This is a genomic window from Enterobacter sp. CP102 (genome assembly GCF_025152625.1).
In the GTDB taxonomy this organism is placed as follows: Bacteria; Pseudomonadota; Gammaproteobacteria; order Enterobacterales; family Enterobacteriaceae; genus Enterobacter; species Enterobacter soli.
Map to the genome: position 1 here is coordinate 871,117 of NZ_CP104014.1, position 22,693 is coordinate 893,809.

General features: G+C 52.5%; 19 protein-coding genes, 3 tRNA genes and 3 rRNA genes. 16 read left to right on the plus strand and 9 right to left on the minus strand.

Annotated features, from left to right (window positions below; genetic code table 11):
• The first annotated feature begins 2 nt into the window (after positions 1 to 2).
• The 4 genes from accA (at position 3) to tilS (ending at position 4,995) form a co-directional block, all read left to right on the plus strand.
• Positions 3 to 962 (plus strand): acetyl-CoA carboxylase carboxyl transferase subunit alpha, encoded by a 960-nt coding sequence (gene accA / locus N1249_RS04070; protein WP_182059649.1) that lies wholly within the window; start codon positions 3 to 5, stop codon positions 960 to 962.
• A gap of 100 nt (positions 963 to 1,062) precedes the next feature.
• On the plus strand, positions 1,063 to 3,195 hold the full coding sequence (locus N1249_RS04075) for a lysine decarboxylase LdcC (protein ID WP_259834792.1): 2,133 nt from the start codon (positions 1,063 to 1,065) through the stop codon (positions 3,193 to 3,195).
• 65 nt (positions 3,196 to 3,260) lie between these two features.
• Complete coding sequence (locus N1249_RS04080; RefSeq protein WP_166717922.1) at positions 3,261 to 3,650, plus strand: VOC family protein; 390 nt, start codon at positions 3,261 to 3,263, stop codon at positions 3,648 to 3,650.
• A gap of 58 nt (positions 3,651 to 3,708) precedes the next feature.
• Positions 3,709 to 4,995: a tRNA lysidine(34) synthetase TilS gene (tilS, locus tag N1249_RS04085; RefSeq protein ID WP_259834796.1), complete on the plus strand. Its 1,287-nt coding sequence runs from the start codon at positions 3,709 to 3,711 to the stop codon at positions 4,993 to 4,995.
• Between the two features lie 29 nt (positions 4,996 to 5,024).
• Here the strand turns inward: tilS and rof are convergent, their stop codons facing one another.
• On the minus strand, positions 5,025 to 5,285 hold the full coding sequence (gene rof / locus N1249_RS04090; protein ID WP_010426685.1) for a Rho-binding antiterminator: 261 nt from the start codon (positions 5,283 to 5,285) through the stop codon (positions 5,025 to 5,027).
• Positions 5,272 to 5,472: a YaeP family protein gene (locus N1249_RS04095; RefSeq protein WP_253379248.1), complete on the minus strand. Its 201-nt coding sequence runs from the start codon at positions 5,470 to 5,472 to the stop codon at positions 5,272 to 5,274. Before N1249_RS04095 ends, rof begins: the two co-directional genes overlap by 14 nt.
• A 196-nt stretch (positions 5,473 to 5,668) precedes the next feature.
• Between N1249_RS04095 and N1249_RS04100 the strand changes: the two genes are divergently transcribed.
• The 3 genes from N1249_RS04100 to nlpE are packed head-to-tail and all read left to right on the plus strand — an operon-like array spanning position 5,669 to position 7,367.
• A complete protein-coding gene (locus N1249_RS04100) occupies positions 5,669 to 6,214 on the plus strand; it encodes a YaeQ family protein (protein WP_217187543.1) in 546 nt (181 codons plus the stop codon).
• Positions 6,211 to 6,633 carry an alternative ribosome rescue aminoacyl-tRNA hydrolase ArfB gene (arfB, locus tag N1249_RS04105; RefSeq protein WP_014068987.1) on the plus strand — a complete coding sequence of 141 codons (423 nt, stop codon included), beginning with the start codon at positions 6,211 to 6,213 and terminating at the stop codon, positions 6,631 to 6,633. The genes N1249_RS04100 and arfB overlap by 4 nt, the downstream gene beginning before the upstream one ends.
• A 35-nt stretch (positions 6,634 to 6,668) precedes the next feature.
• The gene (gene nlpE / locus N1249_RS04110; protein ID WP_259834803.1) at positions 6,669 to 7,367 is read left to right on the plus strand and encodes an envelope stress response activation lipoprotein NlpE; all 699 of its coding nucleotides are present in this window, start codon (positions 6,669 to 6,671) and stop codon (positions 7,365 to 7,367) included.
• A 48-nt stretch (positions 7,368 to 7,415) separates the two neighbouring features.
• Here the strand turns inward: nlpE and proS are convergent, their stop codons facing one another.
• The 6 genes from proS to metN all read right to left on the minus strand — a co-directional run bounded on the left by proS (position 7,416) and on the right by metN (position 12,995).
• Positions 7,416 to 9,134, minus strand: coding sequence for a proline--tRNA ligase (proS, locus tag N1249_RS04115; RefSeq protein ID WP_259834806.1), 1,719 nt, complete (start codon positions 9,132 to 9,134; stop codon positions 7,416 to 7,418).
• Positions 9,135 to 9,246: 112 nt separating this feature from the next.
• The gene (tsaA, locus tag N1249_RS04120) at positions 9,247 to 9,954 is read right to left on the minus strand and encodes a tRNA (N6-threonylcarbamoyladenosine(37)-N6)-methyltransferase TrmO (RefSeq protein WP_259837984.1); all 708 of its coding nucleotides are present in this window, start codon (positions 9,952 to 9,954) and stop codon (positions 9,247 to 9,249) included.
• Positions 9,951 to 10,355, minus strand: a complete 405-nt coding sequence (gene rcsF, locus N1249_RS04125; protein ID WP_014068991.1) for an Rcs stress response system protein RcsF — start codon at positions 10,353 to 10,355, stop codon at positions 9,951 to 9,953. The genes tsaA and rcsF overlap by 4 nt, the downstream gene beginning before the upstream one ends.
• Before the next feature lie 106 nt (positions 10,356 to 10,461).
• Positions 10,462 to 11,277, minus strand: coding sequence for a methionine ABC transporter substrate-binding lipoprotein MetQ (gene metQ / locus N1249_RS04130; protein ID WP_014068992.1), 816 nt, complete (start codon positions 11,275 to 11,277; stop codon positions 10,462 to 10,464).
• 40 nt (positions 11,278 to 11,317) lie between these two features.
• Positions 11,318 to 11,971 carry a methionine ABC transporter permease MetI gene (locus N1249_RS04135; protein ID WP_003856130.1) on the minus strand — a complete coding sequence of 218 codons (654 nt, stop codon included), beginning with the start codon at positions 11,969 to 11,971 and terminating at the stop codon, positions 11,318 to 11,320.
• Positions 11,964 to 12,995 carry a methionine ABC transporter ATP-binding protein MetN gene (gene metN / locus N1249_RS04140; protein WP_259834809.1) on the minus strand — a complete coding sequence of 344 codons (1,032 nt, stop codon included), beginning with the start codon at positions 12,993 to 12,995 and terminating at the stop codon, positions 11,964 to 11,966. The genes N1249_RS04135 and metN overlap by 8 nt, the downstream gene beginning before the upstream one ends.
• 188 nt (positions 12,996 to 13,183) lie before the next feature.
• Between metN and gmhB the strand changes: the two genes are divergently transcribed.
• The 8 genes from gmhB (at position 13,184) to dkgB (ending at position 20,368) form a co-directional block, all read left to right on the plus strand.
• On the plus strand, positions 13,184 to 13,750 hold the full coding sequence (gmhB, locus tag N1249_RS04145) for a D-glycero-beta-D-manno-heptose 1,7-bisphosphate 7-phosphatase (protein ID WP_166717929.1): 567 nt from the start codon (positions 13,184 to 13,186) through the stop codon (positions 13,748 to 13,750).
• 373 nt (positions 13,751 to 14,123) lie between these two features.
• Positions 14,124 to 15,663: ribosomal RNA gene (locus tag N1249_RS04150) — 16S ribosomal RNA — on the plus strand.
• A 70-nt stretch (positions 15,664 to 15,733) separates the two neighbouring features.
• Positions 15,734 to 15,810: transfer RNA gene (locus tag N1249_RS04155), tRNA-Ile, on the plus strand.
• A 109-nt stretch (positions 15,811 to 15,919) separates the two neighbouring features.
• Positions 15,920 to 15,995, plus strand: a tRNA-Ala gene (locus tag N1249_RS04160).
• A 179-nt stretch (positions 15,996 to 16,174) separates the two neighbouring features.
• Positions 16,175 to 19,079, plus strand: a 23S ribosomal RNA gene (locus tag N1249_RS04165).
• Between the two features lie 72 nt (positions 19,080 to 19,151).
• Positions 19,152 to 19,267 (plus strand): 5S ribosomal RNA (gene rrf, locus N1249_RS04170).
• The 16S, 23S and 5S rRNA genes sit together here with 3 tRNA genes alongside, the layout of an rRNA operon.
• Positions 19,268 to 19,322: 55 nt before the next feature.
• A tRNA-Asp gene (locus tag N1249_RS04175) sits at positions 19,323 to 19,399 on the plus strand.
• Between the two features lie 165 nt (positions 19,400 to 19,564).
• On the plus strand, positions 19,565 to 20,368 hold the full coding sequence (gene dkgB, locus N1249_RS04180) for a 2,5-didehydrogluconate reductase DkgB (protein WP_259834811.1): 804 nt from the start codon (positions 19,565 to 19,567) through the stop codon (positions 20,366 to 20,368).
• Positions 20,369 to 20,396: 28 nt separating this feature from the next.
• Here dkgB and yafC read toward each other — a convergent pair whose 3' ends face one another.
• The gene (yafC, locus tag N1249_RS04185) at positions 20,397 to 21,302 is read right to left on the minus strand and encodes a DNA-binding transcriptional regulator YafC (RefSeq protein WP_259834814.1); all 906 of its coding nucleotides are present in this window, start codon (positions 21,300 to 21,302) and stop codon (positions 20,397 to 20,399) included.
• Between the two features lie 106 nt (positions 21,303 to 21,408).
• Between yafC and N1249_RS04190 the strand changes: the two genes are divergently transcribed.
• Positions 21,409 to 22,584: an MFS transporter gene (locus tag N1249_RS04190; protein ID WP_259834816.1), complete on the plus strand. Its 1,176-nt coding sequence runs from the start codon at positions 21,409 to 21,411 to the stop codon at positions 22,582 to 22,584.
• Positions 22,585 to 22,693 lie beyond the last annotated feature (109 nt).

Sequence of the window (22,693 nt, forward strand, 5' to 3'; positions counted from 1 at the left end):
CTATGAGTCTGAATTTCCTTGATTTCGAACAGCCGATTGCAGAGCTGGAAGCGAAAATCGATTCTCTGACCGCGGTTAGCCGTCAGGATGAAAAACTGGATATTAACATCGACGAAGAAGTGCATCGTCTGCGCGAAAAAAGCGTAGAACTGACGCGCAAAATCTTTGCCGATCTCGGCGCATGGCAGATTGCCCAGCTGGCGCGTCACCCACAGCGTCCGTACACCCTGGATTATGTCCGCCTGGCGTTTGATGAATTTGACGAACTGGCAGGCGATCGCGCTTATGCCGACGACAAAGCTATCGTTGGCGGTATCGCCCGTCTGGACGGACGCCCGGTGATGATCATTGGTCATCAGAAAGGTCGTGAAACCAAAGAAAAAATCCGTCGTAACTTCGGGATGCCTGCACCAGAAGGCTACCGTAAGGCCCTGCGTCTGATGGAGATGGCTGAGCGTTTTAACATGCCAATCATCACCTTCATCGACACCCCGGGTGCTTACCCAGGCGTTGGCGCGGAAGAGCGCGGTCAGTCTGAAGCCATTGCACGCAACCTGCGTGAAATGTCTCGTCTGAGCGTTCCGGTCATCTGTACCGTTATCGGTGAAGGTGGTTCCGGTGGCGCACTGGCCATTGGCGTGGGCGATAAAGTGAATATGCTGCAATACAGCACCTATTCTGTTATCTCTCCGGAAGGCTGTGCATCTATTCTGTGGAAGAGCGCGGACAAAGCGCCTCTGGCTGCCGAAGCGATGGGCATCATTGCTCCGCGTCTGAAAGAGCTGAAACTTATCGACTCCGTGATCCCAGAGCCTCTGGGTGGTGCGCACCGTAAGCCGGAAGTGATGGCCGCTTCCCTGAAAGCGCAGCTGCTGGCAGACCTGGCAGACCTCGACGTACTGAGTAAAGAAGATCTGCTGAACCGCCGTTATCAGCGTCTGATGACCTACGGTTACGCATAATCTTCACAATTATCTGAAAAGCCGCACAATGTTGCGGCTTTTTTTATACCTGCGGTTTACCCTGGCTATGCTTAGCTAATGTTTTTCAAGGAGGTAAACCATGAACATTATTGCCATCATGGGGCCACATGGCGTCTTTTATAAAGATGAGCCCATCAAGGAGCTGGAGCAGACACTACAGTCCCGTGGATACCAGCTTATCTGGCCGCATAACAGCGCCGATCTGCTGAAGTTCATCGAACATAACCCGCGTATCTGCGGTGTCATCTTTGACTGGGATGAGTACGACCTGGAGCTGTGCAGCGAAATTAACAAGCTGAACGAATATCTTCCGCTGTATGCGTTTATCAATACTCACTCCACGATGGACGTCAGCGCACATGATATGCGTATGGCGCTGTGGTTCTTTGAATACTCACTTGGCGTTGCACAAGATATTGCGACCCGCATTCAGCAATACACCCGTGAATACCTCGATAACATCACGCCGCCGTTCACCCGGGCGCTGTTCACTTATGTGAAGGAAGGCAAATATACGTTCTGTACGCCTGGCCACATGGCAGGAACGGCGTATCAGAAAAGCCCGGTGGGCTGCCTGTTCTATGATTTCTTTGGTGGTAACACGCTTAAGGCTGATGTGTCGATTTCGGTGACTGAACTGGGATCTCTGCTTGACCACACCGGCCCGCATCTTGAGGCCGAAGAGTATATCGCCCGCACTTTTGGGGCGGAGCAGAGCTACATGGTGACCAACGGCACCTCAACGTCGAATAAAATCGTCGGTATGTATGCAGCACCTGCCGGAAGTACGCTGCTGATTGACCGTAACTGCCATAAATCGCTGGCGCATTTGTTGATGATGAGCGATGTCGTCCCGCTCTGGCTGTCGCCCACGCGGAATGCTCTCGGTATTCTGGGCGGGATCCCGCGTCGTGAATTTAGCCATGCGGCCATTGAAAGTAAAGTGTCCTCGGTCACTGGTGCCAACTGGCCCGTCCATGCGGTGATAACCAACTCGACTTACGACGGTCTGCTATACAACACCAACTGGATCAAGCAAACGCTGGATGTGCCCTCGATTCACTTTGATTCCGCCTGGGTGCCTTATACCAACTTCCACCCGATTTACGCGGGCAAAAGCGGAATGAGCGGTGAGCGCGTACCGGGTAAAGTGTTCTTCGAAACGCAGTCGACTCACAAAATGCTGGCAGCGTTTTCCCAGGCTTCGCTTATCCACATCAAGGGTGAGTATGATGAAGAGACATTTAATGAAGCCTTTATGATGCACACCACCACGTCGCCGAGCTATCCGCTGGTCGCTTCTATTGAAACGGCGGCGGCGATGCTGCGTGGCAATCCGGGCAAGCGTTTGATCAATCGTTCGGTGGAACGAGCGCTGCATTTCCGCAAAGAGGTTCAGCGCCTGAAAGAAGAAGCCGACGGCTGGTTCTTTGACATCTGGCAGCCGGAAGAGATTGATGAGGCAGAGTGCTGGCCTGTTTCGCCAGGTGAAAGCTGGCACGGTTTCCGTGATGCCGATGCAGACCACATGTTCCTCGATCCGGTAAAAGTGACGATCCTGACCCCGGGTATGGATGAACAAGGCAATATGAGCGATGAAGGGATCCCCGCTGCGCTGGTGGCGAAATTCCTTGATGAACGCGGCGTTGTGGTAGAGAAAACCGGGCCGTATAACCTGCTGTTCCTGTTCAGTATTGGGATCGACAAAACCCGGGCGATGGGGCTGTTGCGGGGGCTGATGGAGTTTAAACGCGCTTACGATCTGAACCTACGGGTCAAAAACATACTGCCGGATCTCTATGCGGAAGATCCTGATTTTTATCGCAATATGCGTATTCAGGATCTGGCCCAGGGGATCCACAAGCTGATCCTTCAGCACGATCTGCCGCGTCTGATGTTGCAGGCCTTTGACGTTCTGCCGGAAATGAAGCTGACGCCGCATAAGGCCTGGCAGCGTCAGGTCAAAGGCGAGGTGCAAACTGTCGAACTGGAAAACCTGGTCGGGCGAGTATCGGCCAATATGATCCTGCCTTATCCGCCGGGCGTTCCGCTGCTGATGCCGGGTGAGATGATCACCGAAGAGAGCCGGGCGGTACTCGACTTTCTGCTGATGCTCTGTTCGGTTGGGCGGCACTATCCGGGCTTTGAAACGGATATCCATGGCGCGAAGCGTGATGAACAGGGCGTATACTGGGTCAGAGTCCTAAAATAAGTGGGACGACTTGCGTGGTCCGGGTTTTCGGTTGTAACGTTCTGGCTTCAAAAAAAGGAGAAGCTATGCTGGGTTTAAAACAGGTTCATCATATAGCGATCATTGCGACCGATTACGAGAAGAGTAAGTCTTTCTACTGCGATATTCTTGGCTTTACGCTGTTGAGCGAAGTCTATCGCGAGGAGCGTGACTCCTGGAAAGGCGATCTCGCGTTAAACGGGCAGTATGTAATTGAGCTGTTTTCTTTTCCTTTCCCGCCTGCGCGCCCGTCGCGTCCGGAAGCCTGTGGTTTACGCCATCTGGCCTTTAGCGTTGATGACCTTGATAGCGCGGTGAAGCATCTGGAAGCGCATGGCGTGAAGTGTGAAGCCATTCGCATCGATCCCTTTACGGATAAGCGATTTACCTTCTTCAACGATCCGGATGGCCTCCCGCTGGAGCTTTACCAGCAGTAATGTTCGCCATATGTGATAATGCCCGTCTTGTTCGGGCATCTTTTTGCGCAAACCTTTTATGACCTTACCCGTTATTGCACACGCTGTTTCACCGTACCGCCAGCTGCTGGTGGGGTTTAGCGGTGGGCTGGATTCAACCGTTCTGCTTCATCGGCTTAAATGCTGGCGTGATCAAGAGCCTGACGTCCGGATCAGGGCAATACATATCCATCACGGGTTGAGCCCTCATGCGGATGCCTGGGTGAAACACTGCGAGGCGCTGTGTACCGCATGGGCAATCCCGCTGCACGTTGAGCGGGTGATACTTGAGGATGAAGGGCTGGGCATTGAAGCGCAGGCGCGTAAGGCCCGTTACGCTGCCTTTGCCAGTGCCATTCTGCCCGGCGAAGCGCTGGTGACGGCGCAGCATCTGGACGATCAGTGTGAAACCTTTTTGCTCGCGCTTAAGCGTGGAAGCGGCCCGGCGGGATTGTCCGCCATGCCTGAGCGGGCGAATTTTGCTGACACCGAGTTAATTCGCCCATTGCTGGGTGAGACGCGTGTCTCGCTGGAGTCCTGGGCGCGGGAGCATGGCCTGAGCTGGATTGAAGATGAAAGCAATCAGGACGACAGCTATGACCGCAATTTCCTGCGTCTTCGTGTCCTGCCGCAGTTGACTGAGCGCTGGGGGCATTTTGCCGAAGCCACGGCCCGCAGCGCCATGTTGTGCGCTGAACAGGAAAGCCTGCTGGACGAGTTGCTGAGCGATGAGCTGGCCGGGCTGATTTCTGCTGATGGCGCTCTGGCTATCGCACCGATGGAAACACTGAGTGCGGTACGCCGTGCAGCCCTGCTAAGACGCTGGCTGGCATCGCATAACGCCCCAATGCCATCGCGGGCGATGCTGAACCGTCTCTGGGACGAAGTTGCTCAGGCGCGTGACGATGCCGCACCTTGTCTGCATCTGAATGGGTTTGAGGTAAGACGCTATAAAGGGCTGCTCTGGTGGATTAAATCTGCTCCTTCGCTGTCTGATGTAGTGCTCGACTGGTCGCACTCTGGCGATGTACTGGAGTTGCCCTATGGCGCGGGAAAGGTTTCCCTGGCGAATACGGGCCATGTGCGTCCGCCGAAAGCCGATGAGCCCGTTACCGTGCGCTTTAAAGCCCGCGGGATGTTGCATATTGTCGGCAGAAACGGCGGGCGGAAGCTGAAAAAGATATGGCAGGAGTGCAATGTTCCACCCTGGCGTCGCGATGCCACACCTTTGCTTTTCTATGGCGAAACGCTGATTGCGGCTGCGGGTGTCTTTGTAACTGAAGAGGGTTGGGCAGAAGAGGGTGTGTGTTTTGAGTGGAAAGCGTAACGGGCAGCCAGGCTGCCCGTTAGGGGTAATCAGGACTCGCTTACCACGACTGTGCCGATTTCCGGGTGGCTGAAGCTGGCAATTTTGTCCAGGCGAAGCTCACGCGTCGCACCGGCATCTTCCACTATCAGATATTCCACATTCTTTCGTGAAACCAGGTCGCTGGCTTTCGCCTTCAATACTTCGCCATCTTTTAGCTCCAGCGTCAGTATTAAATGATGCTGGCAGGCGAGTTCGAGGTTGTCATAGTCATCACAATTGATGGGTTGATAAGTATCATTCATCGACATAATCGCTCACCAGTAAATTCGCCGCAGCATATGCTGCTTTTTCCCTGACCGATTCTGAAAGGCCCTCATCAGAGGCCACTTCATTAAGCACTTTCAATACACAGCCCAACGCATCCGGGATGTATCCCAGATCCCCGCTGGCGATTTCCGCATACCTTTTGCGAATTAACTCACAATAATTATTCACATCCCCTCCCGCCAGCGCACTGACTTACTGTGAGATATCATTAAGCCTACGAAGATAAACTCGGTTTAGCAAGGTGACTATACCATACTCATTCAAGCAATATCAGCGCCTTGATGGTGATGCATTCATCACCTGGTAACAGCCTTTTCGCGCTATTTTCGCTACAATGTGCGCCTGATTCGAAAGGAGTTCTCTCATGGCGCTGAAAGCGACAATTTATAAAGCTGTGGTCAATGTGGCGGATCTTGACCGCAACCAGTTTCTCGATGCGTCATTGACGCTGGCGCGTCACCCTTCTGAAACCCAGGAACGCATGATGCTGCGCCTGCTGGCGTGGATTAAGTATGCCGACGAGCGTCTGCAATTTACGCGTGGCTTAAGTGCCGAGGACGAGCCAGAAGCCTGGCTGCGCAACGATCACCTGGGTATCGATTTGTGGATTGAACTCGGCCTGCCGGATGAGCGCCGTGTGAAAAAGGCCTGCACCCAGTCCGCTGAAGTGGCGTTATTCGCGTATAATCAGCGTGCTGCAGAGATCTGGTGGCAGCAGAGCAAAAGCAAGTGCGGACAGTTTAAAAATCTCACGGTCTGGTATCTGGATGACGAGCAACTGGCTCAGCTGAGTGAGTTTGCCAGCCGTACAATGGTATTGCAGGCGACGATTCAGGACGGGGCTATCTGGCTTTCTGACTCTCAGAATAATCTGGAAATTCATCTGACGGCGTGGCAACCCTCCGCATGATTGTCTTATCCCGGAATGTCAGTATCCCTGATAACGAGCTGGAGATCACCGCGATCCGCGCTCAGGGGGCGGGTGGGCAGCATGTCAATAAGGCTTCAACAGCCATCCATTTGCGCTTTGACATCCGGGCCTCCAGCCTGCCAGAGTATTATAAAGAAAGTTTGCTTGCCGCCAGCCATCATCTGATTACCAGCGATGGTGTGATTGTGATTAAAGCGCAGGAGTATCGCAGCCAGGAGTTAAACCGGGAAGCGGCGATCTCAAGGCTGGTAGCCGTCATTAAAGAGTTAACCGCAGTACAGAAAAGCCGTCGCCCTACGCGGCCAACCCGCGCTTCAAAAGAGCGCCGGTTGTCGTCTAAGGCGCAAAAATCCACAGTGAAGGCGCTTCGCGGTAAAGTTCGTCGCCCCACAGAGTGACGAAAGGGAACATTATTTTTCATAAGGATTTCATTGTGAAAAAAGCACTATTGTCAGCATTGGCAGTGAGTACGCTCTTTGCACTTTTCGGCTGTAATAACCGTGCGGAAACGCAGGCATTACAGCCAACGCAGTCTGAAGAATTAAAACCGATGCAGCAGAGCTGGCGCGGCGTGCTGCCGTGCGCTGATTGTGAAGGTATCGAAACCTCATTATTCCTGGAAAAAGACGGTACCTGGGTTATGAACCAGCACTATCAGGGGGCGAAAGGTCCTTCTTCCTTCGCTACCTATGGCACCTGGGCACGCACCGCTGAGAAACTGGTCCTGACGGATTCTACAGGCGAGAAAACCTGGTTCCGCCCTAAAGGTGAAGGGATGGAAATGCTCGATCGTGAAGGTAATCCGATTGAGTCACAGTTCAACTACACGCTGGCTCCTGTAAAAGCGGCACTCCCTGCCACGCCAATGGCGATGCGGGGTATGTATTTCTACATGGCTGATGCGGCGGTATTTACTGACTGCGCGACAGGTAAGAAAGTCAGCGTGGCGAACAATGCCCAGCTGGAACGTGATTTCGCCGTAGCGCGTGGCAATGACAGTAAGCCGGTATTACTGACGGTTGATGGGCATTTCACGATGGAGCCAAACCCGGATAGCGGGGAGATGGTGAAAACGCTGGTGGCGGATAAAGACGCGAAATTCCTGGCGGGCAAAGATTGCAGCAGTAAATAAGCTGCGTTATCCCATTAAAAAACCCCGCATGTGCGGGGTTTTTGTTTCTTAACCTTTGATGGCTTTCACCAGGTAATCAAGAATGTCACCGGTCTTGATCATCTGCTTCTCCCCGCTGCGACGGTATTTGTATTCAATATCATCGCTGTCGAGGTTACGGTCGCCGATAACCACAGTGTGTGGAATACCGATCAGTTCCATGTCGGCAAACATCACGCCCGGACGCTCTTTACGATCGTCCATCAGCACTTCGATACCCTGAGCACGCAGCTCTGCGTACAGTTTTTCAGCCAGCTCCTGCACGCGGTAAGACTTGTGCATGTTCATTGGCAGAATCGCGACCTGGAATGGTGCGATGTTGTCAGGCCAGACGATGCCGCGCTCGTCGTAGTTCTGCTCAATCGCCGCCGCGACCACACGTGTCACCCCGATACCATAGCAACCCATGGTCAGAACCTGGTTACGACCATCTTCACCCTGAACGGCTGCGTTCATCGCGCGGGAGTATTTATCGCCCAACTGGAAGATATGGCCCACTTCGATACCGCGTTTGATCATCAGAGTACCCTGGCCATCCGGGCTTGGGTCACCGGCAACCACGTTACGGATGTCGGCCACTTCTGGCGTTGCGACATCGCGATCCCAGTTGATGCCGAAGTAGTGCTTACCATCGATGTTCGCGCCAGCGGAGAAGTCGCTCATTGCCGCAACTGTGCGGTCAACAACTACCGGAACTGGCATATTCACTGGGCCCAGGGAACCAGGGCCTGCGTTTACCACCGCGCGGATTTCTGCTTCAGTTGCGAAAGTCAGCGGGCTGGCAACCTGTGGCAGTTTCTCTGCTTTTACTTCGTTCAGTTCGTGATCGCCACGAACCAGCAGGGCGACCAGCGGGTATGCACTGCCTTCGGTGGATTTCACCAGCAGCGTTTTGACCGTTTTTTCGACAGGCAGATTGAACTGCTCAACCAGCTCAGCAATGGTTTTCGCGTTTGGCGTATCAACCAGTTTCATCTCTTCAGTTGCTGCGGCACGTGGTGCTTTTGGTGCCAGGGCTTCTGCAAACTCGATGTTAGCGGCGTAATCAGAGGAGTCAGAGAAGATGACATCGTCTTCACCGCTCTGTGCCAGTACCTGGAATTCATGAGATGCGCTACCACCGATAGAGCCGGTGTCAGCCTGTACCGCGCGGAAATCCAGACCCATGCGGGAGAAGATTTTGCTGTACGCTTCGTACATCTTGTCGTAAGTCTCTTGCAGTGATTCCTGAGATGTGTGGAAAGAGTACGCATCTTTCATCAGGAATTCGCGGGAGCGCATGACGCCAAAACGTGGGCGCACTTCGTCACGGAATTTGGTCTGGATCTGGAAGAAGTTCAGCGGCAGCTGTTTGTAAGAGCTCAGCTCGTTACGGATAAGATCGGTAATGACTTCTTCATGCGTCGGGCCGAGGACAAACGGACGATCGCCACGATCGGCAATACGCAGTAGTTCAGGACCGTACTGTTCCCAGCGACCACTCTCCTGCCACAGTTCAGAGGGCTGAACTACCGGCATTAACACCTCGATAGCACCGGCGTTGTTCATCTCTTCACGCACGATGTTTTCGACTTTTTTCAGGACGCGCACGCCGGTCGGCAGCCAGGTGTATAACCCAGAGGCCAGCTTGCGGATCATCCCGGCGCGCAGCATCAGCTGGTGGCTGATCACCTCGGCGTCGGCAGGTGTCTCCTTCAGAGTGGAGAGCAGATATTGGCTAGTACGCATGTTGTTACGGTTCCGTTTCGACGAGTAGGACAGGCTGAATGGTCAACCTGACACAAAAAAAGTGGTTTAGTTTACCAGTGTGGCAAAGATGCCAAAAGAGAGGAAAATAAAATTACCTGGGTTCCAGGGCAAAGACTTCAAATCCCGCCTCAGTCACACGCCAGCGAACGTTAAAATCCAGCAGCCAGACGGCATAGGTTTTCCCGGTTTCCTCTCCCTTACGGTAGGCGGGACGTGGATCCTGAGCCAGAACGTCAACGATAAAATCGCGCAGGTGGGGATAGCGCTTTTCCAGCAGCGTTATCTGGGCGGCTAACTCTGGCGTGAAGTGAACGGACATATCAGCCTGAGGCGCCTCCTGGGCATAGCTCGCGCGCGCATTCGGCAGGGCTTCAGCAAAGGGCAGGTAAGGCTTGATGTCGATAACCGGAGTGCCATCCACAAGATCGAGGCTGCCTAACTCCAGTATGACCTGATCTTTCTGCGTCCGAATGCCTTTCAGCTCGACCAGAGACATGCCAATAGGGTTTGGGCGAAAGGTGGAACGGGTTGCGAACACGCCCATTCTGGCATTGCCACCCAGACGCGGAGGGCGAACGGTTGGACGCCAGCCACCTTCCATCGTCTGGTGAAAGACAAAGACAACCCATAAGTGGCTGAATGCCTCGAGCCCGCGTACCGCATCGGCCTGATTATAGGGCGCAATGAAGTGAAGTTCGCCGCCACTGCTTTTGACCAGACCCGGCTGGCGCGGAACGGCGAACTTCTCTTTATAAGGTGAGCGGATAACGCCTATCTGCTCGAACTGAAATGAACTCATTTCGCCGAAATGGTCAGCGCTGTACCCAGACATACCGCCTGACGGTAGCAGCCTGGTGTACCGCTGGTCACTTCACAGCTGTGCAGCAGTACCGCGTTGGCTTTCATTTTTGCGGCGTTAATCTGCAGGCGTTTACGCGCCGTTGGGATGTTTGGTGGAGAGTCCTGATTGGTTGCCTGGCAGGATTCGCCGCTCACATCGCCCAGTTCACGGAAAGGCTTGCCCACGAGATCGTCGGCTTTGGTAATAATGCGTACCGGCGCAGGACGCGGCGCTTTCGGTTTTGCGGGCTCCGCTTTTGGCGGGGTTGCAGTGCTTTGAACAGGCTCAACAGGGGATCTGCTTAGCATAGAACAGCCGCTCAGCATCAGTGCTAAAAGACAGATCGGTAAAGCACGCATAATAGTTCCTCAATGGATAATCAAATCGTCAGATATTGAATCAGTTGCCTGCATAAATGACAAGACGGGCTTTCGCCCGTCCTGATGATATTACACTGAGGTGAGATTACCAGCCTTTAACAGCGCCGCCGTTAAACACCTTGTTGGCTTCCTGGTAAACTTCGTCAGATTGATAAGCCTGAACGAATTTCTTCACGTTTTCCGCGTCCTTGTTGTCTTCGCGAGTCACGATCAGGTTCACGTATGGAGAGTCTTTATCTTCAACAAAGATACCGTCTTTTGCTGGCGTCAGGCCAATCTGGCTTGCGTAGGTGGTGTTGATAACCGCCAGGGCAATCTGTGCATCGTCCAGAGAACGTGGCAGTTGTGGCGCTTCCAGCTCAACAATTTTCAGATTTTTCGGGTTCTCAGTCACATCCAGTACGGTCGGCAGCAGGCCAACACCGTCTTTCAGTTTGATCAGGCCCACTTTCTGCAACAGCAGCAGGGAGCGACCGAGGTTAGTCGGGTCGTTAGGCACAGCGACCTGGGAGCCAGGTTGCAGTTCGTCCAGAGATTTAATCTTCTTGGAGTAACCGGCAATTGGGTAAACGAAAGTGTTACCTGCCGCAACCAGCTTGTAACCACGGTCTTTGATCTGCTGATCCAGGTATGGCTTATGCTGGAAAGCGTTAGCGTCGATATCACCTTTGCTCAGCGCTTCGTTAGGCAGTACGTAGTCGTTGAAGGTGACCAGCTCAACGTCCAGACCGTATTTTTCTTTCGCCACTTTCTGAGCGACTTCAGCAACCTGCTGCTCTGCACCCACAATAACGCCCACTTTAATGTGGTTTGGATCTTTTTCGTCCTGACCGCAACCCACCAGTGCCAGAGAGCCGATCAGCGCGCCTACCGCTGCAAAGGTCTTTAATTTAAACGCCATGTTATATCCTTAACTCGTCGAGTTTGTGTTGTGTGTAACGTTATTTGTGAGTAACAGCCCGGACGATGCGATCGCCAGAGAATTGGATTAAGTAAACCAGAACAACCAGCAATACCAGAACAGTATTCATTACAGTAGCGTTATAGCCAATATAGCCGTACTGATAGCCAATCTGCCCTAAACCACCGGCGCCGACAGCACCGCCCATCGCGGAATAACCGACCAGCGTAATAAGGGTAATGGTTGCTGCGTTCACCAGACCTGGCAGCGCTTCAGGTAGCAGGACTTTGCGAACGATTTGCATCGGGGTCGCACCCATTGCGCGTGATGCTTCAATCAGACCTGTCGGGATCTCCAGCAATGCGTTTTCAACCATACGGGCGATAAACGGCGCTGCCCCTACGGTCAATGGGACGATTGCGGCCTGCAAGCCGATGGAGGTACCCACGATCACGCGAGTGAAAGGAATCATCCATACCAGAAGAATAATGAACGGGATGGAACGGAAGATGTTCACCAGAGCAGAAAGGGTACGATAGAGCTTCGCGTTTTCAATAATTTGCCCCGGGCGGGTTACGTACAGCAGTACGCCGACCGGCAGACCAATGACGAAACCAAAAAAGCCCGATACAAAGGTCATTGCCAGCGTTTCCCATACGCCGCGAACCAGCAGCCACATCATCGGTTCAGACATAACCCAATACCTCTACTTTTACATGGTGTTCTTGCAGCCAGGCGATCGCGCCTTGCGTTTCTTCTTGTGTGCCGTGCATCTCCGTCAGCATGATGCCGAACTTCACACCGCCGGCGTAATCCATCTGCGCGCTAATAATGTTGTTGTTCACGTTAAAGCGACGTGCGGTTTCGGAAAGCAGTGGCGCATCCACAGACTGACCGGTGAATTCCATACGCAGCATTGGAACGCTGTCGGCAGCTGGCTCTGCTTTTAAACGCGCCAGATAATCTTCCGGAATATCCAGATGCAGCGTGGATTGAATAAACTGCTGCGCGAGCGGCGTTTTCGGATGTGAGAACACTTCACTTACGGTGTCTTGCTCAATCAGTTCACCGTTGCTGATCACGGCCACGCAGTCACAGATGCGTTTTACAACGTCCATCTCATGGGTAATAAGAAGGATGGTCAGGCCCAGACGACGATTAATGTCTTTCAGCAGTTCCAGAATAGAACGTGTGGTTGCCGGGTCTAATGCGCTGGTGGCTTCATCGCACAGCAGCACTTTTGGATTACTGGCCAGCGCACGGGCGATTGCCACACGCTGTTTCTGGCCACCGGACAGGTTTGCCGGATAGCTGTCGTGTTTATCAGCCAGACCCACCAGGTCCAGCAGTTCGGTCACGCGACGCTTAACTTCTTCTTTAGGCGTGTTGTCCAGTTCCAGCGGCAAAGCAACGTTGCCGAACACTGTACGGGATGCCAGCAGGTTAAAGTGCTGGAAGATCATGCCAATCTGGCGACGCGCTTTCGTTAATTCTTTCTCTGAGAGAGCGGTAAGTTCTTGTCCGCCAACTTCTACGCTGCCCTGGGTTGGGCGCTCAAGCAGGTTAACACAACGGATCAGCGTACTTTTACCTGCACCCGATGCGCCAATGACGCCATAAATTTGACCAGCAGGAACATGCAGGCTGACATTGTTCAGCGCCTGAATGGTTCGGTTCCCCTGCTGGAACACTTTGGTGATATTGGAAAGTTTAATCATTAGATTATTTTTATCGTATGTAAGTTAGCCGTGGCATTTTGTTCTGCCAGATACGGGTGATGACCGTAAACAAAATGGATGTTAAGGCATCCAGACGTCTAAATCAATCCAACTCTGTGCGATGAGCACTTTATTGCGCTGCGATTCATGAGATACTAACCGGACACGCCTTTTTCAGGAGCAAACCGGTGGCAAAATCAGTACCCGCAATTTTTCTCGATCGTGATGGCACTATTAATGTGGATCACGGTTATGTCCATGAGATTGATGAGTTCGAGTTTATCGAAGGCGTAATAGATGCAATGCGCCAGCTGAAAGAGATGGGCTATGCGCTGGTGGTTGTCACCAACCAGTCTGGTATTGCTCGCGGTAAATTCACCGAGGCGCAGTTTGAAACCCTGACGGAATGGATGGACTGGTCGTTAGCAGATCGTGGTGTCGATCTCGACGGTATCTATTATTGTCCGCATCACCCTCAGGGAACAGTAGAAGAGTATCGTCAGACCTGTGACTGCCGTAAGCCTCATCCGGGGATGTTTATCTCTGCACAGGAATTTCTGCACATTGATATGGCTGCTTCTTATATGGTGGGCGATAAACTGGAAGATATGCAGGCCGCAACCGCAGCTGGCGTCGGCACCAGAATATTAGTTCGTACCGGCAAGCCAGTGACGCCAGAAGCGGAGAATGCAGCGGATTGGGTGATTAATAGCCTGGCAGAGCTGCCAAAAGAGATTAAAAAGCACCAAAAATAGGCGTTTTGGCTAAAAGGTGAGCGGTTGAAATAAAATTGTATTTTTCCGCTTGTCATTCCTCGGAAGCTCCCTATAATGCGCCTCCATCGACACGGCGGATGTGAATCACTTCACAAACAACCCGGTCGGTTGAAGAGAAAAAATCCTGAAATAACGGGTTGACTCTGAAAGAGGAAAGCGTAATATACGCCACCTCGCAACGGTGAGCTGAAAGCCACGTTGCAACTGCTCTTTAACAATTTATCAGACAATCTGTGTGGGCACTCAAAGTGACATGGATTCTTAACGTCCCCGGACGATAAATGAATACCAAGTCTCAACGAGTGAACACGTAATTCATTACGAAGTTTAATTCATTGAGCATCAAACTTTTAAATTGAAGAGTTTGATCATGGCTCAGATTGAACGCTGGCGGCAGGCCTAACACATGCAAGTCGAGCGGTAACACAGGGAGCTTGCTCCTGGGTGACGAGCGGCGGACGGGTGAGTAATGTCTGGGAAACTGCCTGATGGAGGGGGATAACTACTGGAAACGGTAGCTAATACCGCATAACGTCGCAAGACCAAAGAGGGGGACCTTCGGGCCTCTTGCCATCAGATGTGCCCAGATGGGATTAGCTAGTAGGTGGGGTAATGGCTCACCTAGGCGACGATCCCTAGCTGGTCTGAGAGGATGACCAGCCACACTGGAACTGAGACACGGTCCAGACTCCTACGGGAGGCAGCAGTGGGGAATATTGCACAATGGGCGCAAGCCTGATGCAGCCATGCCGCGTGTATGAAGAAGGCCTTCGGGTTGTAAAGTACTTTCAGCGAGGAGGAAGGCATTAAGGTTAATAACCTTGGTGATTGACGTTACTCGCAGAAGAAGCACCGGCTAACTCCGTGCCAGCAGCCGCGGTAATACGGAGGGTGCAAGCGTTAATCGGAATTACTGGGCGTAAAGCGCACGCAGGCGGTCTGTCAAGTCGGATGTGAAATCCCCGGGCTCAACCTGGGAACTGCATTCGAAACTGGCAGGCTAGAGTCTTGTAGAGGGGGGTAGAATTCCAGGTGTAGCGGTGAAATGCGTAGAGATCTGGAGGAATACCGGTGGCGAAGGCGGCCCCCTGGACAAAGACTGACGCTCAGGTGCGAAAGCGTGGGGAGCAAACAGGATTAGATACCCTGGTAGTCCACGCCGTAAACGATGTCGATTTGGAGGTTGTTCCCTTGAGGAGTGGCTTCCGGAGCTAACGCGTTAAATCGACCGCCTGGGGAGTACGGCCGCAAGGTTAAAACTCAAATGAATTGACGGGGGCCCGCACAAGCGGTGGAGCATGTGGTTTAATTCGATGCAACGCGAAGAACCTTACCTACTCTTGACATCCAGAGAACTTTCCAGAGATGGATTGGTGCCTTCGGGAACTCTGAGACAGGTGCTGCATGGCTGTCGTCAGCTCGTGTTGTGAAATGTTGGGTTAAGTCCCGCAACGAGCGCAACCCTTATCCTTTGTTGCCAGCGGTCCGGCCGGGAACTCAAAGGAGACTGCCAGTGATAAACTGGAGGAAGGTGGGGATGACGTCAAGTCATCATGGCCCTTACGAGTAGGGCTACACACGTGCTACAATGGCATATACAAAGAGAAGCGACCTCGCGAGAGCAAGCGGACCTCATAAAGTATGTCGTAGTCCGGATTGGAGTCTGCAACTCGACTCCATGAAGTCGGAATCGCTAGTAATCGTAGATCAGAATGCTACGGTGAATACGTTCCCGGGCCTTGTACACACCGCCCGTCACACCATGGGAGTGGGTTGCAAAAGAAGTAGGTAGCTTAACCTTCGGGAGGGCGCTTACCACTTTGTGATTCATGACTGGGGTGAAGTCGTAACAAGGTAACCGTAGGGGAACCTGCGGTTGGATCACCTCCTTACCTTAAAGAACCTGCCTTTGTAGTGCTCACACAGATTGTCTGATGAAAAATAGCAGTAAAAAATCTCTGCAGGCTTGTAGCTCAGGTGGTTAGAGCGCACCCCTGATAAGGGTGAGGTCGGTGGTTCAAGTCCACTCAGGCCTACCAAATGCTTCCTGATACTGCGTTGAGGAACAACTCGCATACTTCAGTATGCTTCGTTATTCCACGCCTTGTCTCAGAAAGCATTACCGGTACAGAGATTAGTGTATACGATGGGGTTATAGCTCAGCTGGGAGAGCGCCTGCCTTGCACGCAGGAGGTCTGCGGTTCGATCCCGCATAGCTCCACCATCTTTACTGCGAAAACAAGAAAACTTCAGAGTGTACCTGAAAAGGTTCACTGCGAAGTTTTGCTCTTTAAAAATCTGGATCAAGCTGAAAATTGAAACGACACATCTTAATGGTGTGTTCGAGTCTCTCAAATTTTCGCAAGTCGGTGATGAATCGAAAGAAACATCTTCGGGTTGTGAGGTTAAGCGACTAAGCGTACACGGTGGATGCCCTGGCAGTCAGAGGCGATGAAGGACGTGCTAATCTGCGAAAAGCGCCGGCGAGGTGATATGAACCTTTGACCCGGCGATGTCCGAATGGGGAAACCCAGTGTGTTCCGACACACTATCGTTAACTGAATACATAGGTTAACGAGGCGAACCGGGGGAACTGAAACATCTAAGTACCCCGAGGAAAAGAAATCAACCGAGATTCCCCCAGTAGCGGCGAGCGAACGGGGAGCAGCCCAGAGTCTGAATCAGCTTGTGTGTTAGTGGAACGGTCTGGAAAGTCCGGCGATACAGGGTGATAGCCCCGTACACGAAAGCACACTTGCTGTGAACTCGAAGAGTAGGGCGGGACACGTGGTATCCTGTCTGAATATGGGGGGACCATCCTCCAAGGCTAAATACTCCTGACTGACCGATAGTGAACCAGTACCGTGAGGGAAAGGCGAAAAGAACCCCGGCGAGGGGAGTGAAAAAGAACCTGAAACCGTGTACGTACAAGCAGTGGGAGCACCTTCGTGGTGTGACTGCGTACCTTTTGTATAATGGGTCAGCGACTTATATTCTGTAGCAAGGTTAACCGTATAGGGGAGCCGAAGGGAAACCGAGTCTTAACTGGGCGTTAAGTTGCAGGGTATAGACCCGAAACCCGGTGATCTAGCCATGGGCAGGTTGAAGGTTGGGTAACACTAACTGGAGGACCGAACCGACTAATGTTGAAAAATTAGCGGATGACTTGTGGCTGGGGGTGAAAGGCCAATCAAACCGGGAGATAGCTGGTTCTCCCCGAAAGCTATTTAGGTAGCGCCTCGTGAACTCATCTTCGGGGGTAGAGCACTGTTTCGGCTAGGGGGCCATCCCGGCTTACCAACCCGATGCAAACTACGAATACCGAAGAATGTTATCACGGGAGACACACGGCGGGTGCTAACGTCCGTCGTGAAGAGGGAAACAACCCAGACCGCCAGCTAAGGTCCCAAAGTCATGGTTAAGTGGGAAACGATGTGGGAAGGCACAGACAGCCAGGATGTTGGCTTAGAAGCAGCCATCATTTAAAGAAAGCGTAATAGCTCACTGGTCGAGTCGGCCTGCGCGGAAGATGTAACGGGGCTAAACCATGCACCGAAGCTGCGGCAGCGACACTATGTGTTGTTGGGTAGGGGAGCGTTCTGTAAGCCGTTGAAGGTGGCCTGTGAGGGTTGCTGGAGGTATCAGAAGTGCGAATGCTGACATAAGTAACGATAATGCGGGTGAAAAGCCCGCACGCCGGAAGACCAAGGGTTCCTGTCCAACGTTAATCGGGGCAGGGTGAGTCGACCCCTAAGGCGAGGCCGAAAGGCGTAGTCGATGGGAAACAGGTTAATATTCCTGTACTTGGTGTTACTGCGAAGGGGGGACGGAGAAGGCTATGTTAGCCGGGCGACGGTTGTCCCGGTTTAAGCATGTAGGCGGAGAGTTTAGGTAAATCCGGACTCTTTTTAACGCTGAGGTGTGATGACGAGGCACTACGGTGCTGAAGTAACAAATGCCCTGCTTCCAGGAAAAGCCTCTAAGCATCAGGTAACATCAAATCGTACCCCAAACCGACACAGGTGGTCAGGTAGAGAATACCAAGGCGCTTGAGAGAACTCGGGTGAAGGAACTAGGCAAAATGGTGCCGTAACTTCGGGAGAAGGCACGCTGATATGTAGGTGAAGCCCCTGCGGGTGGAGCTGAAATCAGTCGAAGATACCAGCTGGCTGCAACTGTTTATTAAAAACACAGCACTGTGCAAACACGAAAGTGGACGTATACGGTGTGACGCCTGCCCGGTGCCGGAAGGTTAATTGATGGGGTTAGCGGCAACGCGAAGCTCTTGATCGAAGCCCCGGTAAACGGCGGCCGTAACTATAACGGTCCTAAGGTAGCGAAATTCCTTGTCGGGTAAGTTCCGACCTGCACGAATGGCGTAATGATGGCCAGGCTGTCTCCACCCGAGACTCAGTGAAATTGAACTCGCTGTGAAGATGCAGTGTACCCGCGGCAAGACGGAAAGACCCCGTGAACCTTTACTATAGCTTGACACTGAACACTGGTCCTTGATGTGTAGGATAGGTGGGAGGCTTTGAAGTGTGGACGCCAGTCTGCATGGAGCCATCCTTGAAATACCACCCTTTAATGGCTGGTGTTCTAACGTAGACCCGTAATCCGGGTTGCGGACAGTGTCTGGTGGGTAGTTTGACTGGGGCGGTCTCCTCCCAAAGAGTAACGGAGGAGCACGAAGGTTAGCTAATCCTGGTCGGACATCAGGAGGTTAGTGCAATGGCATAAGCTAGCTTGACTGCGAGAGTGACGGCTCGAGCAGGTGCGAAAGCAGGTCATAGTGATCCGGTGGTTCTGAATGGAAGGGCCATCGCTCAACGGATAAAAGGTACTCCGGGGATAACAGGCTGATACCGCCCAAGAGTTCATATCGACGGCGGTGTTTGGCACCTCGATGTCGGCTCATCACATCCTGGGGCTGAAGTAGGTCCCAAGGGTACGGCTGTTCGCCGTTTAAAGTGGTACGCGAGCTGGGTTTAGAACGTCGTGAGACAGTTCGGTCCCTATCTGCCGTGGGCGCTGGAGAATTGAGGGGGGCTGCTCCTAGTACGAGAGGACCGGAGTGGACGCATCACTGGTGTTCGGGTTGTCATGCCAATGGCATTGCCCGGTAGCTAAATGCGGAAAAGATAAGTGCTGAAAGCATCTAAGCACGAAACTTGCCCCGAGATGAGTTCTCCCTGACCCTTTAAGGGTCCTGAAGGAACGTTGAAGACGACGACGTTGATAGGTCGGGTGTGTAAGCGTAGCGATACGTTGAGCTAACCGATACTAATGAACCGTGAGGCTTAACCTTACAACGCCGAAGCTGTTTCGGCGGACGAGAGACAGAAGATTTTCAGCTTTGATACAGATTTAACAGAATTTGCCTGGCGGCTTTAGCGCGGTGGTCCCACCTGACCCCATGCCGAACTCAGAAGTGAAACGCCGTAGCGCCGATGGTAGTGTGGGGTCTCCCCATGTGAGAGTAGGGAACTGCCAGGCATCAAATTAAGTAGTAAGCCGGTGCATAAATCCGGTGGTTACAGAAGTCTTCGGTGGAGCGGTAGTTCAGTCGGTTAGAATACCTGCCTGTCACGCAGGGGGTCGCGGGTTCGAGTCCCGTCCGTTCCGCCACTTATTGAAAGCCCTGAGCTAACGCTCAGGGCTTTTTTCTTATCTGTCGTATGATTATTGCTGAATTAGCAAAAATCCTCTGCGTTTTACGCTCTTTTTCTGAATAACGGCAACAGCGATAATCTTCCTCAGTTAACGAACACTATATGATTAACGAGGAATTACATGACTATCCCTGCATTTGGTCTGGGCACTTTCCGCCTGAAAGACGACGTTGTTATCGCATCTGTAAAAACTGCTCTTGAACTTGGCTATCGCACCGTTGATACGGCACAGATTTATGAAAATGAAGCTGCCGTTGGCCAGGCGATTGAAGAGAGTGGCGTAGCCCGCAATGAACTTTTCATCACCACTAAAATCTGGATTGAGAACCTCAGCAAAGACAAGCTGATCCCAAGCCTGAAAGAGAGCCTGAAGAAACTGCGTACCGACTACGTCGATCTGACGCTGATCCACTGGCCTTCACCAAACGATGCCGTTTCCGTGGAAGAGTTCATGCAGGCGCTGCTGGAAGCAAAAGAGCAGGGCTTAACCCGTGAAATTGGTATCTCTAACTTCACTATCCCGTTGATGGAAAAAGCCATTGCGGCCGTGGGTGCAGAAAACATTGCAACCAACCAGGTTGAACTGTCTCCGTATCTGCAAAACCGTCAAGTGGTTGACTGGGCTAAACAGCACGGTATCCATATCACCTCTTACATGACGCTGGCCTACGGTAAAGCGCTGAAAGATGATGTGATTATCCGCATTGCGCAGAAACACAATGCCACGGCTGCACAGGTGATTCTGGCCTGGGCAATGGGTGAGGGTTATGCCGTTATCCCATCTTCAACCAAACGTGAAAACCTGGCGAGCAACCTGTTAGCACTGGATCTCCAGCTGGATGATGAAGACAAAAAAGCGATCGCTGCTCTGGATTGCAACGATCGCCTGGTAAGCCCGGAAGGTTTAGCACCAGACTGGGACTAATATGACCCACCCTCTGTGCCCTAAACCCTCACACAGCTCCTTCGGGAGCTGTTTTCGCATGTTCGCTCAGGAAGTCGATAAATGCGCGGATGCGCGTACTCACCGCTCTGTCACTGTAATATACCGCACTAAACGGCATCTCTACCGGCAGACGTTTATCAGCCATCAACTCTATCAGCTCCCCACGGGCGATCTCTTTATCGATCATGTAATCGGATAAACAGGCAATCCCGTTTCCTTCAAGACAAAGTTGCTTCAGTGTTTCTCCACTGTTGGACGATAAGCCGCAATCTATCTGATGAAGCTGTCCGTCACTACAGGCGACAGGCCAGGTATTCAGCGATACGGGTTCGGTAAAGCCCAGGCACAGGTGCTGCTTCAGATCCTCGACCGTTTCAGGCTGGCCATACTGTGCAAGGTATTCTGGCGAAGCAATAATTTTTCGGTAGCTCCTGAATAAAGGGCGGGCACGCAAGCTGGAATCGGTAAGTGTGCCAACGCGGATCGCAACATCTACCTTTCGCTCTATCAGATTAATGAATGTCTCAGATGACACCAGCGACAAAGTCATTTCCGGGTAGCGCTCACGGAAAGGTTTAATGAGTGGCATCAGATAATGAAGCACCACGGGTGTTGCTGCATCAATACGCAACAGCCCGCGTGGTGTGCTGCGCGACTCCATGATTTCTGTCTCTGCTGCGGCCATTTCCTGCAAAACGGACTGCACGCGGCGGAAGTAACGCTCGCCTTCTTCTGTCAGGCTTAACTGCCTTGTGGTCCGGTTGAGCAGGCTGACACCAAGCTTCATCTCCAGCTTTTTCACCGAGCGGCTAATGGCGGAGTTAGCCTGTCCGAGTTGCTCCGCTGCCCGGCTAAAACTGCCGCTTTCTACCACGGCGACAAATATCGCCAGCTCTTCTGATGTTGCCTTCATTATTGCATCACCTGCAAAATTCTATTGAGATTTTGACCATTTTTGTTATTTAAGCACTGGCGCATACTTCTTGTCATCTTAATCCTGATGATACGGAGTATTTTTTATGCCACTGGCGCTACTTGCCCTGACGATCAGTGCCTTCGCAATTGGCACGACCGAATTTGTTATCGTAGGTCTGGTTCCTACGATTGCGAACCAACTTGCCATCTCTCTGCCTTCGGCCGGGCTGCTGGTTTCTATCTACGCACTGGGTGTGGCCGTTGGTGCCCCGGTGCTTACGGCGCTGACCGGACGTTTTCCGCGTAAGCAGTTATTGATGGCGTTAATGGTCCTGTTCACCGCCGGGAATATTCTGGCCTGGCAGGCACCTGACTACACCACGCTGGTCATTGCCCGTTTGCTGACAGGCCTTGCTCACGGTGTGTTTTTCTCGATTGGTTCAACCATTGCAACCAGTCTGGTGCCCAAAGAGAAAGCGGCATCTGCCATTGCGATTATGTTTGGCGGATTAACCGTTGCGCTGGTCACCGGCGTGCCTCTGGGGACGTTCATCGGCCAACATTTTGGCTGGCGTGAAACGTTCCTGGCCGTCTCATTGTTGGGGGTGATTGCTCTGGTAGCCAGTCTGCTTCTGGTCCCTTCAAATATTCCTGGCCGTGCAAGTACCAGCCTGAGCGATCAACTTAAAGTACTGACGCATCCTCGCCTGCTGATCATCTATGCGATCACAGCTTTGGGGTACGGTGGTGTCTTTACCGCATTTACTTTCCTTGCGCCGATGATGCAGGATTTGGCGGGCTTCTCACCGAGCGCGGTAAGCTGGATCTTGTTGGGTTACGGCGTGTCGGTGGCCATTGGCAATATCTGGGGTGGCAAGCTTGCCGATAAACACGGTGCAGTTCCGGCACTGAAATTTATCTTCGCGGCCCTGGTTGTACTGCTGCTGGTCTTCCAGTTCACCGCTTCTGTGCAGTATGCAGCGCTGGCCACGGTACTGGTGATGGGGATCTTTGCATTTGGCAACGTGCCTGGGCTTCAGGTCTATGTCGTCCAGAAGGCAGAGCTTTACACACCCAATGCCGTTGATGTTGCATCGGGCCTGAACATTGCTGCGTTCAATATTGGTATCGCACTCGGCTCCATCATCGGGGGGCAGACTGTTGAACACTTTGGCCTGACCCAGACACCGTGGATTGGCGCAGTGATTGTGCTTGTCGCTTTCCTGCTGATTGGCCTGAGCGGCCGCCTTGATAAACCTGCCCGGGCGGCTCTTGGATAAATATCAGTAAGTGCTCGCTTACAAAACAAGAAAAGGTTTCTCAGTAATTGCGTTGAAACTGTGACCTAAAATCCCTATAACATTAGAACCAGTCCGTTTTCCGGGCTGG

Coding starts and splice junctions, on each gene's coding strand:
- N1249_RS04080 (WP_166717922.1), top strand. CDS start 3,261: ATGCTGGGTTTAAAACAGGTTCATCATATAGCGATCATTGCGACCGAT.
- metN (WP_259834809.1), bottom strand. CDS start 12,995: ATGATTAAACTTTCCAATATCACCAAAGTGTTCCAGCAGGGGAACCGA.
- metQ (WP_014068992.1), bottom strand. CDS start 11,277: ATGGCGTTTAAATTAAAGACCTTTGCAGCGGTAGGCGCGCTGATCGGC.
- accA (WP_182059649.1), top strand. CDS start 3: ATGAGTCTGAATTTCCTTGATTTCGAACAGCCGATTGCAGAGCTGGAA.
- N1249_RS04075 (WP_259834792.1), top strand. CDS start 1,063: ATGAACATTATTGCCATCATGGGGCCACATGGCGTCTTTTATAAAGAT.
- yafC (WP_259834814.1), bottom strand. CDS start 21,302: ATGAAGGCAACATCAGAAGAGCTGGCGATATTTGTCGCCGTGGTAGAA.
- N1249_RS04190 (WP_259834816.1), top strand. CDS start 21,409: ATGCCACTGGCGCTACTTGCCCTGACGATCAGTGCCTTCGCAATTGGC.
- proS (WP_259834806.1), bottom strand. CDS start 9,134: ATGCGTACTAGCCAATATCTGCTCTCCACTCTGAAGGAGACACCTGCC.
- dkgB (WP_259834811.1), top strand. CDS start 19,565: ATGACTATCCCTGCATTTGGTCTGGGCACTTTCCGCCTGAAAGACGAC.
- N1249_RS04135 (WP_003856130.1), bottom strand. CDS start 11,971: ATGTCTGAACCGATGATGTGGCTGCTGGTTCGCGGCGTATGGGAAACG.
- rof (WP_010426685.1), bottom strand. CDS start 5,285: ATGTCGATGAATGATACTTATCAACCCATCAATTGTGATGACTATGAC.
- N1249_RS04100 (WP_217187543.1), top strand. CDS start 5,669: ATGGCGCTGAAAGCGACAATTTATAAAGCTGTGGTCAATGTGGCGGAT.
- arfB (WP_014068987.1), top strand. CDS start 6,211: ATGATTGTCTTATCCCGGAATGTCAGTATCCCTGATAACGAGCTGGAG.
- tsaA (WP_259837984.1), bottom strand. CDS start 9,954: ATGAGTTCATTTCAGTTCGAGCAGATAGGCGTTATCCGCTCACCTTAT.
- tilS (WP_259834796.1), top strand. CDS start 3,709: ATGACCTTACCCGTTATTGCACACGCTGTTTCACCGTACCGCCAGCTG.
- rcsF (WP_014068991.1), bottom strand. CDS start 10,355: ATGCGTGCTTTACCGATCTGTCTTTTAGCACTGATGCTGAGCGGCTGT.